The sequence below is a fragment of the Rossellomorea aquimaris genome (assembly GCF_020172085.1).
Lineage (GTDB): Bacteria > Bacillota > Bacilli > Bacillales > Bacillaceae_B > Rossellomorea > Rossellomorea aquimaris_E.
The window spans coordinates 1,235,104-1,250,761 of sequence record NZ_JAIVAT010000003.1 but is presented as its reverse complement, the minus strand read 5'-3'; the positions used below and the strand labels follow the sequence as shown (position 1 = coordinate 1,250,761).

General features: G+C 42.2%; 12 protein-coding genes. 10 read left to right on the top strand and 2 right to left on the bottom strand.

Translation table 11 applies throughout. The features are described 5' to 3' along the window. Positions 1-195 precede the first annotated feature (195 nt). Entirely contained in the window at positions 196-780 is a 585-nt protein-coding gene (gene plsY / locus LCL96_RS07230; protein WP_397550188.1) for a glycerol-3-phosphate 1-O-acyltransferase PlsY, read from the bottom strand. Positions 781-979: 199 nt separating this feature from the next. Here plsY and LCL96_RS07225 point away from each other — a divergent pair, with 199 nt between their 5' ends. The 10 genes from LCL96_RS07225 to LCL96_RS07180 all read left to right on the top strand — a co-directional run bounded on the left by LCL96_RS07225 (position 980) and on the right by LCL96_RS07180 (position 13,447). After that, positions 980-2,257, top strand: coding sequence for a purine/pyrimidine permease (locus tag LCL96_RS07225; protein ID WP_224940738.1), 1,278 nt, complete (start codon positions 980-982; stop codon positions 2,255-2,257). A 196-nt stretch (positions 2,258-2,453) separates the two neighbouring features. Continuing rightward, positions 2,454-3,437 (top strand): ABC transporter ATP-binding protein, encoded by a 984-nt coding sequence (locus LCL96_RS07220; RefSeq protein ID WP_224940737.1) that lies wholly within the window; start codon positions 2,454-2,456, stop codon positions 3,435-3,437. Continuing rightward, positions 3,434-4,090, top strand: a complete 657-nt coding sequence (locus LCL96_RS07215; protein WP_224940736.1) for an ABC transporter permease — start codon at positions 3,434-3,436, stop codon at positions 4,088-4,090. The genes LCL96_RS07220 and LCL96_RS07215 overlap by 4 nt, the downstream gene beginning before the upstream one ends. A 23-nt stretch (positions 4,091-4,113) precedes the next feature. Further along, positions 4,114-5,013: a glycine betaine ABC transporter substrate-binding protein gene (locus LCL96_RS07210; protein WP_224940735.1), complete on the top strand. Its 900-nt coding sequence runs from the start codon at positions 4,114-4,116 to the stop codon at positions 5,011-5,013. Between the two features lie 201 nt (positions 5,014-5,214). After that, a complete protein-coding gene (locus LCL96_RS07205) occupies positions 5,215-5,622 on the top strand; it encodes a CoA-binding protein (protein ID WP_224940734.1) in 408 nt (135 codons plus the stop codon). 281 nt (positions 5,623-5,903) lie between these two features. Further along, complete coding sequence (gene parE / locus LCL96_RS07200) at positions 5,904-7,874, top strand: DNA topoisomerase IV subunit B (protein WP_318246402.1); 1,971 nt, start codon at positions 5,904-5,906, stop codon at positions 7,872-7,874. 3 nt (positions 7,875-7,877) lie between these two features. After that, on the top strand, positions 7,878-10,316 hold the full coding sequence (gene parC, locus LCL96_RS07195) for a DNA topoisomerase IV subunit A (protein ID WP_224940732.1): 2,439 nt from the start codon (positions 7,878-7,880) through the stop codon (positions 10,314-10,316). 264 nt (positions 10,317-10,580) lie between these two features. Then, positions 10,581-12,002 carry an alanine/glycine:cation symporter family protein gene (locus LCL96_RS07190; protein ID WP_224940731.1) on the top strand — a complete coding sequence of 474 codons (1,422 nt, stop codon included), beginning with the start codon at positions 10,581-10,583 and terminating at the stop codon, positions 12,000-12,002. Between the two features lie 158 nt (positions 12,003-12,160). Then, positions 12,161-12,925 carry a hypothetical protein gene (locus LCL96_RS07185; RefSeq protein ID WP_224940730.1) on the top strand — a complete coding sequence of 255 codons (765 nt, stop codon included), beginning with the start codon at positions 12,161-12,163 and terminating at the stop codon, positions 12,923-12,925. A 63-nt stretch (positions 12,926-12,988) separates the two neighbouring features. Beyond that, positions 12,989-13,447: a staygreen family protein gene (locus tag LCL96_RS07180; RefSeq protein WP_224940729.1), complete on the top strand. Its 459-nt coding sequence runs from the start codon at positions 12,989-12,991 to the stop codon at positions 13,445-13,447. A gap of 941 nt (positions 13,448-14,388) precedes the next feature. Here LCL96_RS07180 and LCL96_RS07175 read toward each other — a convergent pair. Beyond that, the gene (locus LCL96_RS07175) at positions 14,389-15,468 is read right to left on the bottom strand and encodes a glycosyltransferase (protein WP_224940728.1); all 1,080 of its coding nucleotides are present in this window, start codon (positions 15,466-15,468) and stop codon (positions 14,389-14,391) included. Between the last annotated feature and the right edge of the window lie 190 nt (positions 15,469-15,658).

The following is a 15,658-nucleotide window of genomic DNA, read 5'->3' as shown; positions in this document are numbered from 1 at the left end:
CATTTTACAAAAAAACAGGGGGAAAAGGGTAGCTATTTGGAGAATTTTGAGGAATATTCTCATTGAATGTCCTACGTTTCCTCATCATCTTACACAAATGCAGGATGAGCCATACCTTTTTCAAGCAACAAAAAAAAAGCCACCATTGCAGCGGGACAACCAAGTGGGCTGCCTGTTGCTAAGGTCGCTTTTTAGTTAGAGCCATTTAATTTTAGGTTCGGTCTTATTTTTGATCCGTACAATATTGGCCCTGTGTCTGTAAACGACAAAAATGGTCAGGATTCCTACAACGATGATCAGGGGAATGTCCCCAGTAAAGACTGAATACGTAAAAGCAAGGACCGCTGCTATCATCGAGGAAAGAGACACATACTTCGTCAAATACAAGCAAAGAAAGAAGACGGCAAGCAAGATTATAAATAAGATGTAATTATAACCTAAAAGAACACCTGCAGATGTAGCTACAGCCTTTCCTCCCCTGAAGTTTGCGAAAACAGGATACATATGACCAATGACGGCAAAGACACCAGCCAATAGCATGTGTACATCACTTGAGAGCATCAATGGCAACAGGGTGGCAAGCGTTCCCTTTAGAATATCCATGATGGTCACGACCATTCCGGCTTTCACGCCAAGGGTTCTGAATGTGTTTGTGCCACCAAGGTTGCCGCTCCCATGTTCACGGATATCTTTGCCATAGAACGTCTTACCAATCAACAAACCTGATGGAATGGAACCTAATAAATACGAAAGTATGAGAATAAGGGCAAAAATCATCATCACTGCTCCTTTGAAAATAACTATTCCGCTCTTATTTTAACATGTTTTCCCTTTAAAGGGGAGAAATTAAGAGAAATAATTAGTACCTGTTCTTAAAACTAGATAACATTACATAAAATTCCTTACTGACCATCATCTAATGAACGGAAGTATGTTAAAATGGACACACTTTATATTGTTGAAATGAAGGTGTACATACATGCAAATCGTTTTATCAGCTCTCCAATGGGTCGCCTTTATGGTGGCGGGATCAATCGCTGCCCCCATTGCGATTGCGGACTTATTTCAGCTGTCAACGGCGGATACTGCTGGATTTATTCAGCGGACGATATTCGTTTTAGGGGCAGCGAGCCTCATTCAGGCTCTATTTGGGCATAAACTGCCGATCAACGAAGGACCTGCCGGATTGTGGTGGGGAGTATTTGCCATTTATGCAGGATTTGCGGGGACTCTTTATAGCAGTCATAAAGAAGTACTATCCGTTCTTCAGGGAGGGATGATCGTCAGTGGAGTGATATTCTTCATTCTTTCTGCCACAGGGCTTTTAAAGAAGCTATCTTCCTTATTTACTCCGGCGATTACATTCGTTTATCTGATGCTGTTGATATTGCAATTAAGCGGGTCTTTTATCAAAGGGATGTTCGGAATCCAGCATGAAGGGCAATCCATGGAGCCGCTCATCCTCCTCGGAAGTGTTCTCACTATCCTGGCTGCTTTATACTTTTCCAATCACAAGCGGAAATGGATTCAACAATATTCGATCATTCTTGCCATGATTACGGGATGGCTTATCTTTATCATAATGGGACTTGGTAAGAGTGCCTCTGTTTCAGACAGCTGGTTTTCTTTACCCCATGTCTTTGTTTTCGGAGCACCCGTATTTGATACTGGAGTCATCGTGACCTCAGTATTCATCACGTTCCTCTTGACCACCAATATGATCGCTTCCATCCGGGTGATGGAAGAATTGTTGAAAGCGAAAGGCCAGCCTACTTATGAACGATATACAAAGAGCGGATTTGCTTCAGGTCTTAATCAGTTATTAGGAGGAGTGTTTTCTGCCATTGGGTCTGTTCCTATTTCAGGTTCTGCCGGATTTGTTGCTGCAACAAAAATGTATTCGATCATTCCATTTATCATTGGCAGCGGAATCATCATGGTTATCAGCTTGATCCCTAAGATCATGAACATATTCGCCAGTCTTCCTTCTCCTGTTGGATATGCAGTAACAACAGTCATCTTCATCAAGATGGTCGGACTTGCCCTTTCTGAATATCGAAAAGAAGAAGACGTAGAAAGAATTCATTTTGTTGCAGGTATCTCACTGATTGTGGGAGTGGGGGCGATGTTTGTTCCGGCCACTGCCTTCAAGGAAATGCCTGTCGTCATTGCATCCATATTGAATAACGGATTGATACTGGGTACTATCACGGGCATCTTAGTAGAACAGTTTATACTGAAGAAACATAGAACGTAACCAGCAAAGAATGCTTTGCTGGTTTTTTTCTGCAGTTAAAGAAATCTTTTATTCGTATGCTGTATGCCTACTTCACATTCATCACAGACTATATCATACAAATGCAGATTCATTTACAACATGTTTACCTTTTGTATAATGAGGGTATCCCTTCTATGTTTAGGAAAATTTCTCAGTTCATAAAGCAGGTGGAAAAATGATTGAATTTCAAAATGTCACAAAGGTCTACGAAGATGGTACGAAAGCCATTAAGGGAATCAACTTAACGATTCCCAAAGGAAAGCTAGTTGCCTTGATTGGTCCGAGCGGATGCGGTAAAACGACGACAATGAAGATGATCAATAAACTTATTGCTCCTTCAGGGGGAAAGATTCTTATTGACGGGAAAGACATTTCAGATACGGATGAAGTGGAACTCAGAAGAAACATAGGTTATGTGATACAGCGCATCGGACTTCTCCCACATATGACGATTGAAGAAAACATCAGTCTCATACCCCGTCTAAAAGGGTGGAAAAAGGAAGAGTATGAAGGTCGTGTGGACGAGCTGCTTAATCTTGTTGGTTTGGAACCAGACATATATAAGAAAAGGTACCCCCTTGAACTGAGCGGCGGACAGCAGCAGCGTGTTGGCGTCATACGCGCCCTTGCAGCGGAACCACCGATCATCTTGATGGATGAACCATTCAGCGCCCTGGACCCGATTAGCAGGGAGCAGCTGCAGGATGAACTGAAAAGCATCCAAAATACCATACATAAAACGATTGTGTTTGTCACTCACGATATTGATGAAGCGTTAAAGATAGCGGATGAGATTGCTGTCATGCGGGACGGTGAAATCGAACAGATGGCAACACCCAGAGAACTATTGATGGATCCTGCCAATGAATTCGTTAGGGCATTCATTGGCGAAAACCGACTGAAGGACCATCAGACCCATAAGCAAGTAATGAACATTATGAGGGACGATGGGGATGGGTTTCACATGATGCTTGAAGAAGAGGAATATTCATTGATACCGTTTGATTCATCTATCAAAGAAGCAGCAAGTTTACTTCTGACAACTGGAAAGCCTTATCTGATGGTAATGAAAGACGACAGGAAAATCGGGATTATCTCATCCAGTGACATCCTTCGTACAGTAGCCTCAGAAGGGTATAGGGAGGAGAACACACTATGAATGCATTCTCAATCCTTTTCATCCATACCATCACAAACCGCTCCGATGCGATTTTAACGGGGTTATTGGAACATCTATTTTTATCCTTTGTATCGATTTTCATCGCCATTGCGATATCTCTGCCACTCGGTATTTATATTTCACGTAAAAAACAGACGGCAGAATTTTTCATCGGAATCACTGCTGTTTTTCAAACGATACCAAGTTTGGCCCTGTTCGGATTCCTCATTCCTATTTTCAGCACAGGAAGTGTTACAGCCATCATCGCACTGACTGTGTATGCTCTTCTGCCGATCCTCAGGAACACCTATACAGGCATCATCGGAGTGGATGAAGGGGTCATTGAGGCAGGAAGGGGCATGGGGATGACCAACTCACAGCTGTTATTCAAGGTGGAGCTCCCGCTTGCCCTTCCGTTTATCATGGCTGGGATCAGGACCGCTACCGTCCTTACTGTAGGCGTTGCCACACTTGCGACATTCGTAGGGGCAGGTGGACTTGGGGACCTTATTTATAGAGGACTTTCCACGTGGAATAATGCACTAGTCCTCGCAGGAGCCATTCCCGCGGCCTTACTTGCGTTGAGTTTTGATTTTGTATTAAAGCTTCTTGAAAGAATGACCACACCTAAAGGCTTAAAAGCAAGAAAATAATCCATATCCAAAGGAGAGTACGAATGAAGAAGAAATTACAAGGATTCATATTCATCACCATATTATCAGTAGTGATTGCAGGTTGCGGAAATGGAGGGGGAAAAGATACCATCACTGTTTCAGGTAAGATGTGGACAGAGCAATTCATCCTAACACAAATGATGGCTGAACTTCTCAAAGAAAAAACCGACCTTGATGTAAAAGTGGAGGAAGGACTCGGAGAAGTTTCGATCCTTACACCCGCCCTTGAAAAAGGCGACATCGATGTGTACGTGGAGTATACCGGCACCGGCTTAGAAGCGGTACTGAAAGAACAGGCAAAGAAAGGCGCATCAGCGGATGAAATCCTTACACAGGTCCGTAAAGGGTACGAAAAAAAGTTCAATGTGACCTGGTTAAAGCCATTAGGCTTTGAGAATACGTATACCCTTGCATACACAGCTGATCAGGACTTTGATGCCAAAACATTCTCAGACATTGTCCCTCTTTCAAAAGATTTGAGCTTCGGTGCACCTCACCAGTTCTATGAACGTGAAGGGGACGGATACGATGCATTCTCTGAAGCGTATGGGTTCCAATTCAAAGAAAAGGAAAGTTTTGACCCGAATATTATGTATGAAGCGGTCAAAAATGGAGATGTTGACATCATTCCTGCCTTTACGACCGATGGGCGGATCCAACGGTACAAATTAAAAACGACAAAGGACGATAAAGGATTCTTTCCTCCATATGATGCTGCACCAATCATTCGTCAAGAAGTGTTGAAAGAACACCCTGAAGTAGAGAAAGTGTTGAATGAACTGGCAGGGAAGATTTCGGAGAAAGAAATGAGCGAGTTGAATGCGAAAGTGGATATGGATAAAGAAGATCCTAAGGACGTAGCGCGAGACTTCCTCATTTCAAAAGGACTAATTGAAAAATAGGATAGGATTGACCATAGATGTGTCAGGAGTGGAATGAAGGGAAATAACCCCTTTAGTCCCACCCTGACACTTCCTTTTCATCTAGATAATTTTATAAAATTTTGAAAAATTAGAGGGAAATATGATATAAAAGAAGAATAGGACTTATGAAGCAGGTCACAATGTTGTGGCTGCTATCAACGAAGGAGTGATAATCACCCTATGGAAAATCCATCAAGAACAGAAATTGGAAATATTCTCAAAGCTTCAAAACGGATAGCAGTGATTGGTTTAAGTGATAACCCTGAACGAACGTCTTATATGGTATCTAAAGCAATGCAGGATCAGGGTTATGAGATCATTCCTGTAAATCCTAAAATTGACTCGGTACTTGGAATAAAAGCAGTATCATCACTCCTAGAGATTGATGGACCTATAGATATTGTCAATGTATTCCGCCGATCGGAATTCCTTCCACAAATAGCGGAAGAATTCGATCAAATCGATTCAAACGTATTTTGGGCTCAGCTGGGTGTAGTGAATGAAGACGCTTATCGCTTTTTAAAAGAACGTGGGTATACAGTCATAATGGATCGCTGTATTAAGGTTGAACATGCTTTAACCAAATAAATCTCACTCGTAACAAGCGGCTCTTACCGCTTGTTTTTTTATCGGAAAAGCAACGGGCATAAACCGGGCAAAACAAAGGTTCATTCGATCCGTTCACGGAAATATCATTTGCGAAAATCAAATAAAACGCTACAATAAGCAATAGTGGTTTACCTCAGGAAATAAAGAATATAGGTAAACGAACAAACGTTCTTGTGTTATAGTTAATAGATACATAACCAATAATAGCTTACAAGAACTAACATTCAATAGGTTAGAGAAGTTTTGAAAGGGGAATGTTCGTGGCCAACCAGAATAAGACCATGGATTACAATGATGATGCCATTCAAGTATTAGAAGGCTTAGAAGCCGTTCGTAAGAGACCCGGGATGTATATAGGCTCTACCGATTCAAGAGGATTGCATCACTTAGTATACGAAATTGTCGATAACTCAGTCGATGAAGCATTAGCAGGCTTCGGGAATGAGATTATTGTTACGATACATAAAGATAATAGCATCTCAGTCCAAGATAAAGGGCGGGGAATGCCGACCGGTATGCATAAGCTTGGCAAGCCGACTCCTGAAGTCATCTTGACCGTTCTTCATGCAGGGGGGAAATTCGGTCAAGGGGGATATAAGACAAGTGGAGGCCTCCATGGTGTCGGAGCCTCGGTTGTAAACGCCTTGTCTGAATGGCTTGTCGTTACGATTGAACGGGACGGTATCAAATATGAGCAGCGTTTCTCTAATGGGGGTAAGCCAGAAACTACCCTTGAGAAGATTGGCAAAACAAAAAAATCCGGTACTTGTATCCATTTTAAACCAGATGCAAGTATCTTCAGTACCGTTACATATAATTATGAAACGCTCTGTGAACGCCTAAGGGAATCTGCATTCCTCCTAAAAGGGTTAAAAATTGAAATCATCGATGACCGACATGACCTGAAAGAAGTCTTTCATTTCGAAAGCGGGATTCAGGCATTCGTTCAATATCTGAATGAAGAAAAAGATGCGCTTCATAACGTAGCTTTCTTCGAAGGAAATCATCACGATATCGAAGTGGAATTCGCCTTTCAATTCAATGACGGGTTCTCTGAAAATATACTTTCCTTTGTCAATAACGTACGGACGAAAGACGGAGGCACCCATGAAGCGGGAGCAAAGACAGCCATGACCCGAGTCTTTAATGAGTATGCACGGAAAGCAGGCATACTGAAAGATCGAGACAAAAACTTGGAAGGTACCGATATCCGGGAAGGATTGGCAAGTATCGTATCTGTCCGGATCCCGGAACATCTCTTGCAGTTCGAGGGTCAAACAAAAGGCAAACTCGGGACCAGTGAGGCACGATCCGCTGTCGATGCTGTCGTATCGGAGCATCTACTCTATTTCTTAGAAGAGAATCCGGATACAAGCTCCCTTCTTATCAAAAAATCCATTAAAGCGGCTCAGGCACGTGAGGCGGCCCGTAAAGCAAGAGAGGATGCCCGGAACGGAAAGAAACGAAAGCGTTCAGAAACCGTTCTATCAGGGAAATTAACACCAGCACAATCGAGAAATCCACAACGTAATGAACTTTATCTAGTGGAGGGTGATTCAGCAGGTGGGTCTGCCAAACAAGGCCGAGACCGTAAATTTCAGGCGATCCTTCCTCTGCGGGGGAAAGTCATCAACACGGAAAAGGCAAAGCTGCAGGATATCTTTAAAAACGAGGAAATCAATACGATCATTCATGCTATCGGAGGCGGTGTAGGACCAGAATTCAATGTTGACGACATCAATTATGACAAGATTGTCATTATGACCGATGCCGATACAGACGGAGCTCACATACAGGTTCTCCTGTTGACCTTCTTCTACCGCTATATGAAACCATTATTAGAAGCAGGAAAAGTGTATATTGCACTTCCCCCGCTGTACAAAGTAAGTAAAGGTACAGGCAAAAAGGAAAAACTTGAATATGCATGGACGGATGATGAGCTTCAAGGGGCCATCTCCAAAGTTGGAAAAGGCTATATGATCCAGCGCTATAAAGGTCTTGGGGAAATGAACGCTGACCAGCTTTGGGAAACGACGATGGATCCTGAAACACGCGCGTTGATCCGAGTTCGCATTGATGATGCCGCTCGCGCCGAACGACGTGTCACCACACTCATGGGTGACAAAGTAGAACCGCGCCGTAAATGGATTGAAAGTAATGTAGCTTTTGGTTTAGAAGAAGACGGAAGCATTCTGGAAAATGAAAACATTACGGTGCCAGAGGAGGGGTAATAGATGACAACTGTAGAAAGATATCAGGATTTACCTCTGGAAGAGGTGCTTGGCGACCGATTTGGCCGTTATAGTAAATACATCATTCAGGAGCGTGCATTACCGGATGCACGCGACGGGTTAAAACCAGTACAACGACGCATTCTTTACGCCATGTATGTTGATGGAAACACCCAGGAGAAAGGCTTCAGAAAATCGGCTAAAACCGTTGGTAATGTTATCGGTAACTATCATCCACATGGTGATACATCCGTGTATGATGCCATGGTTAGGATGAGTCAAACATGGAAGGTACGTAACTTCCTTGTTGAAATGCATGGTAACAACGGTAGCGTCGATGGTGACCCTCCTGCTGCCATGCGTTATACTGAGGCACGTCTTTCTGCCATTTCAATGGAGCTTCTTAGGGATATTGATAAAAAAACCGTGGAGTTTGTCCCGAATTTCGATGATACATCAAGCGAGCCGACAGTCTTACCCTCTCGGTTCCCGAACCTTTTAGTCAACGGTTCTACCGGTATATCGGCCGGGTACGCAACCGACATTCCACCACATCACCTCGGTGAAGTCATTGATGCTGCCATCATGCGTATGGATAAGCCTTATAGTACAGTCGATGATCTTATGACGGTACTAAAAGGACCCGACTTTCCAACCGGGGGTATCATCCAAGGGGTCGATGGCATAAAGAAAGCCTATGAAACCGGAAAAGGGAAAGTCGTTGTGCGGGGTAAAGCAGATATTGAAAATATACGCGGAAGCAAACAACAAATTGTCATAACGGAAATACCTTATGAAATTAATAAAGCGAATCTCGTCAAAAAAATGGATGAATTCCGTGTTGATCGAAAAGTGGAAGGAATCGCAGAAGTCCGTGATGAAACGGATCGTGATGGAATGCGTATCGTCATTGAGTTAAAGAAGGATGCGGATGCAAACGGCGTGTTAAACTATTTATACAAAAATAGTGACCTTCAGATCGCCTACAACTTCAATATGGTCGCTATACATAACCGTCGCCCTAAACTGATGGGGCTCCGGGAACTATTGGATGCCTACATCGAGCACCAAAAAGAAGTGGTAACCAACAGGACAAAACACGACTTGAATAAAGCGAAGGATCGACAGCATATCGTTGATGGCTTGATTAAAGCACTTTCCATTTTAGATCAGGTGATTGCTACTATCCGTGCTTCAAAAGATAAGCGCGATGCTAAAGACAATCTCATTCAGAAATTTCAATTCACCGAAGCCCAGTCAGAAGCGATCGTCAGCTTACAGCTATACCGATTAACTAATACGGATATCACAGCACTCGAGGCCGAAGGTGAAGAATTAGCGAAAACGATTGCAGAATTGACGGCGATTTTAGAAAGCGAAAGCAAGCTTTACAGTGTCATCAAGAAAGAATTAAAAGCGATCAAAAAGCAATTCGCTGATGAGAGACGAACCCGCATTGAAGATAAAATCGAAGAAATAAAGATTAACCTGGAAGTTCTGATTGCCAGTGAAGATGTGATGGTAACCGTTACCCGTGATGGATACATGAAACGGACAAGCCTTCGTTCTTATTCTGCCTCAAATGGCCAGGATCTCGCCATGAAAGAAACAGACAGGCTGCTTGGACAATTCGAGATGAACACAACAGATGTCCTTCTTGTCTTTACAAACAAAGGGAACTACATCTATTGTCCGGTCCATGAGCTTCCTGATATCCGTTGGAAGGATCTTGGTCAGCATGTGGGGAACATCGTACCGATCGACCGGGATGAACAAGTGCTTAAAGCCATTCCGATCAAGGAGTTTGATCCGGCACATTATTTACTCTTTGTGACGAAAAACGGGATGATCAAGCGGTCCGAGCTTCCTCAATACAAAGCACAACGATACTCACGCCCACTTGTGGGAATCAATCTAAAAGGTGAAGATGAGCTGGTGGATGTTCACTTAACAGATGGAACACACGATGTATTCATCGCCACACATTTAAGCTACGGACTTTGGTTCTCAGAAGAAGATGTAAACATTGTGGGCCCAAGGGCAGCAGGCGTGAAAGGGATCAACCTAAAGGAAGACGATTTTGTTGTATCCGGCAAGATCGTGAAAGAACCGGCAAAGGATTTCATATTCTTAGCTACCCAACGGGGTGCCGTGAAGAAAATGAAGTTAGCGGAATTCGAGAAGACATCCCGTGCCAAACGCGGAGTCATCATGCTGAGGGAATTAAAATCCAATCCCCATCGGGTAGTCAGCATAGAAGTTGTAAAAGACCCGGACAAAGTGGGACTGATTACGACAAAAGGCAAGTCAGAAGAGGTAATTGTCTCAGACCTTAGGCCAAATGACCGCTACTCAAATGGATCCTTCGTCATCGATGAAGGGGATAGCGGTTCAGTATGTGAAACATGGGCAGAGTCTCCAGTACCTGATACAAAAGAATAGCTTTCCAAAAAAACGACCAGGATATTTTCTGGTCGTTTTTTCTATTTCAACATTCCTCGAATGAATATATCGTGCATATTCATTCGTAATTGTTGTACAATAACGGAATGATATTGTACAACAATTAATATTCTTTCAACAATATGAATTTTTCAGTTGATGGAAGATCTTATTTTTGATAGATTATAACAGTGTCAGAATGGGTAAACATACATAGGTTCATACAATTTTTGTCATAAACTTTAACAACTGGGGGGAACATTAATGGATTTATTAACAAGTATAGTAGGTATCCTGAATGATTATATGTGGTCTTACATACTCATCGTTGCATTGATCGGACTAGGATTATACTTTTCATTACGCACAAGGTTTGCTCAATTCCGTTATTTAGGTGAAATGGGCAGATTATTAACAGATAAAACGACGATTTCTGCTGAGGGAAAGCGGGGCATTTCTTCTTTCCAAGCTTTCACAATCAGTACGGCTTCACGTGTAGGTACCGGTAACCTTGCAGGAGTAGCAACTGCGATTGCAGGCGGAGGGCCAGGCGCAGTATTCTGGATGTGGCTCATCGCTTTACTTGGCGGAGCAACAAGCTTCGTAGAAAGTACTCTTGCTCAAATCTACAAAGTGAAAGACGGTGAAGATGGATATCGCGGTGGCCCCGCTTATTACATGGAAAAAGGATTAAATGCCCGTTGGATGGGAATCCTTTTCGCCGTCATCATCACTTTCTGTTTTGGTCTTGTCTTTAATTCAGTACAATCCAATACCATCTCACTTGCTATGGAAGAAGCATACTCATTCAATCGACTGACTGTAGGGATCATTCTAGCTGCATTGACAGCCCTAGTCGTATTCGGTGGCGTCAAACGTATCGCCAGTGTCACTCAGATCGTGGTACCGATCATGGCGGTCCTTTATCTGATTCTTGCATTCTACATTCTCATCACGAATATTACGATGCTTCCTAATATGTTCGTCGTCATTTTTGAGAATGCATTCGGTATCCGGGAAGTAGCAAGCGGCGGAGTCGGAGCAGCCATCATGATGGGGATCAAACGTGGTTTATTCTCGAATGAAGCCGGTATGGGTAGTGCACCGAACGCAGCTGCATCCGCTGGTGTTACACACCCGGTTAAACAGGGTCTTATTCAAACACTCGGCGTTTTCACCGATACGTTACTGATCTGTACGGCAACAGCCTTCATGATCATTTTATCCGATCAATATACGAGTGGAATTGACGGAATTCAATTGACTCAGGCAGCATTGAGCTTCCATGTGGGATCTTGGGCTGACACCTTTGTCGCTGTCGCCATATTCTTGTTCGCTTTCAGTTCGATCATCGGAAACTATTATTATGGGGAAACAAATATCGAGTTTATAAAATACAGTCCGGTATCCCTGTTCATTTACCGTATTGCCGTTCTAGGAATGGTGATATTCGGAGCGGTTGTAAAGCTTGATATCGTATGGAGCCTGGCAGATCTATTCATGGGTCTGATGGCGATCATCAACCTTATAGCGATTACGTTACTTGCCAAGATTGCATTGGCAGCATTAAAGGATTACAGAGAACAAAAAAGGCAGGGGAAAGATCCCGTTTTCTATTCAAACACGATCGATGGATTGAAAGGAATCGAAAGCTGGGAAGCTAAACCTGAAACTAGAAAACAATAAAGAAAGAAGGGACCAGCCTATCAGGTTGGTCCTTTTATACATTCCTTAAAAATGCTTTGCTACGGAATTACTTGAAAAATTATATAGGGATGATTACATAGAATTTCCTTTTCTGGTGAGAATACTATTGAATCATTTTCAAACAAGGAGAGAGAATCATGAGAAAAGAATTACTATTTGCATTCGGTGCTTTCTTTGTTATGTCGCTCCACGCCATTGCTGGGAACTTTTCAGCCGAACCCCCTGAAAATCAGCCGGTGAATGAAATGACCGTAGCGGTATATAAGAAGGATGTAACAGGCGATGGTAAAAAGGACACAATCACACTCAAGGCGATTCCGTTTTCTCCTGACGCCTTGTTCCTTAAACAAATCTGGGCAGACATCAAAACGTCCAAAGGAAGTGACATCCGGATTGACTATGAGGGCGGCTACGAACCAAAAATTCAATTCGTTGATTTAAATCATGATGGTATTAAAGATATGCTGTATTCTTCAGCAACGGGAGGAAGCGGTGGACTTTACTCCATGTCTCTCCATACATTGGCAGACAATAAACTGGTTGATATAGGCTTACCAGATCCCCTTACGATTACAGCCCAGTTTGAGGATCAGTACAAGGCATCCATTACGTTTGTAGACACAAATCAATCTTACACGATAGACTTAAGTGACCGTAAAGAGGATTATGAAAGATTAGGCATTTACACAGAAGGCAAATTAAATGAACCAATGGAATTAATGGTTGGTCCATATGCCTTTTTCGAACCAGCCCGGATCTTCGGTAAATCAGGGAAAGGCTTGAAGGGTTACCAGCAAATTAGCGGAGCCTACCATGCGGATGGTATCGGAACGGCCACATCCTATTGGTATTATGAAGACGGCAAATGGAAGTTGATTAAAATAAAGTGGAGGGAGAGCTAGGAACCGATTATAGGCTATCGTCATACTCTGTTGTAAGCCCATTTTTGTGAAGGAGGCATACACATGAGTGAATTTAAGCCGGAAAACCTAGCTGTTCAATATGTACCTCCTGCATCCATTTTCAACCCAATCGATAACAGGAAATACACATTAACCCATTGTGATACGACTGGCGAACTTTTTTTAAGTATCGGCTGCCACTTTGACTCAGGGAAGATTAATATGACCATGAGGGACGAAGTATTGGGAGAATGGAAACGGAATCTAGGTCAATATACGCTCTCAGGAACAGTATATATTAGCGGAGGGGAATTCGATCAACAACTTTCCAATGTCCGCTTTATGATATTCAAGAAGGAGCTACCACTTGCATTAGCTGCAATGGTCAACGGGGATAAAGGCTTTTATGCGTACTATCCATGGCTACTTGATGCACCGATCATCATTTGCTTTGAATCTATATTCCCTGAATATCAGCAGACCCTGTATTTCGGAACTCCAAGACAATATTTGATTAAATAACGCACAAGCATAGTGAGGACCTTATGGACTCTTTATGCTTTTTTCTTTGTACGGCATTTATAGAAGATAGCGTAGGGGGAGAAGACTTCGATTCAAAATGGAATGGTTCAAATGCTCGCATCAAACAGAATAACAGAAGAAAGTAAGAATGAGCAGCTTGGTATTATGTAAACTAATCAAACGAAAAATAAATCCAGCATGAAATGAAAAATGAAACCGGAATCAAATATTTTAAATGAACTCAAATTCCACAATAAAAAGAACTGGAGAATAATCAGAAAATAGCAAACTAATGTAGATGGTGACTTACCGGAACCCATCAGTCACGACTTAACAGACAAAATTAGAATCCATGGAACGGCATGATTGATATTTACACTAAAGTGAGGTTCAGTAAAGTAATATGTAATTTGACGATCGTTCAAATTTTTTCTTCTGTCTCATTATTAATAGTATACTTTTGATACGAGACTGAAAACGCGGATTTTATTTAGGTTCCTATAATTTACATTATGTAAACCTATAAAATAATTACCACTATAACAAATCCCTTCTTCACATAATTCCTGACACTTGTGTCAGGAATCTTCCCCTATTGTTTAATTTTGAATTTATATTCTAATGATTAAATTAGTCCACTATTATAATGAATATTTCTAATACCATTTAATCCTTAATTTATGCTTCCCTTGTTATGACACAAAAGCACAGATTATTCTTGTAGTATCTCTTCAATGACCTATACTCTTTGTAGGGGGCGCTTAGGATAATTTGTTTGCAGTGGATCGTCTGACCTGGAAATCTTTTCCTCGATTACACTTTCACTCAGCCGAAATATCACTTTCCCAACACCTTCATCTTGGTTACTTTTTACAATTTCCAGACAGGCAGTCTAAAAGGGGTAGCATATAATGACATTTTTGCTCTCCTTTCTAGGAAGACTACGATTGAAAGATATGATGGAGTTTCTTCTTCACGATTTTCTTACAGTCATATTGTCTCCTAATGGAATCTGATCCTCTTTGGCCTATTTTCATTGCCAGTTCAAAGTGTTCCTTTACCCAGTTCAACGCATTAATGATGGAATAGGTCATAGGCTCAACCTCCAGGTAGTCCACCCCGTCCTCTAGGGTCAAGCGGTCATTCCTTTGATTTGTAGAGACCAACAGGCATCCAGTTGACATCGCGTCAACAGCCGCCGTAACCGGGAACCCGTCAATGATGAACCGATCCTGCGTACCTGTATAAATGAATAAATGCGTATGCTGATAGATCTTTTTCATCCCTTCCGGCGGTAAAAGTCCATAATAAGAATAATTCTCGTTCTTTAACAAATGAAGGTGATTCTGCCAGTCTCCGATAATATTTAGATAGAAGCAATCATCGAGTTCATTAAAAACGTTTGCCAATAGAGGAAACCCTTTACGTACTCCCCTATGTGCAGCAAAGGTGATGATGATTTTATCTTTAGCGGGCTTCTTATTATAAGAATAGAAATCTGTATTGATGGCTACTGGGGTAAAAATACTGGTTGGAATCTCATCCAGAACCTCCTGAATGTTGGTGAAAATACAGGTGCATCCTTCTTTCACCTGTTTAAGAAATAGCGGAGAAACATCAGGAGACAAACCACCACCTGGATACAGAGTCGTGTGCAACTTAATGCCCTTCTCATTCAAAAAGGAAGATATAGTCCAACTAGGATTGGAGCCTAGAATAGATAATCCGCTTGGTAAGGTCGTATTCCCAAGCAGGCTGCCTGCAAGATTCAGGAACACACAATAAACATCTGTTATCCCACTCTGTTTTGCCATCTCTTCAAAGGCTTCAAAGGGATATACCGGGACAGGAAACTCTTCTCGCCTTACATTGGTGGCAAAAAATATTGTATCCGGCCGCTGCTTTAGGATTTCGATAAATTCCCAATAGCGGAACCCGCTCTGTTTCCAAGGAAAGTCCGTATCAATGACGGCGAGTCGACGATGGGTAGAAATGATTCCCTTATTATCCATTGCCATCATTCCTTTCACCACCCTCTCCTTATCTTTCTAGAATGGAATAATGCCCCTCGTAAAAAGTCTATTCTCTTGCGTCTAATAATATGTTGAACGCTCCTATCCTATGTTGAATATCCCGTTTTTACGACCCCATTGGAAGAGCTTTCTCCCTATCTATCAGAAATTGATCTTACAGGCAATATATTAATTTCGC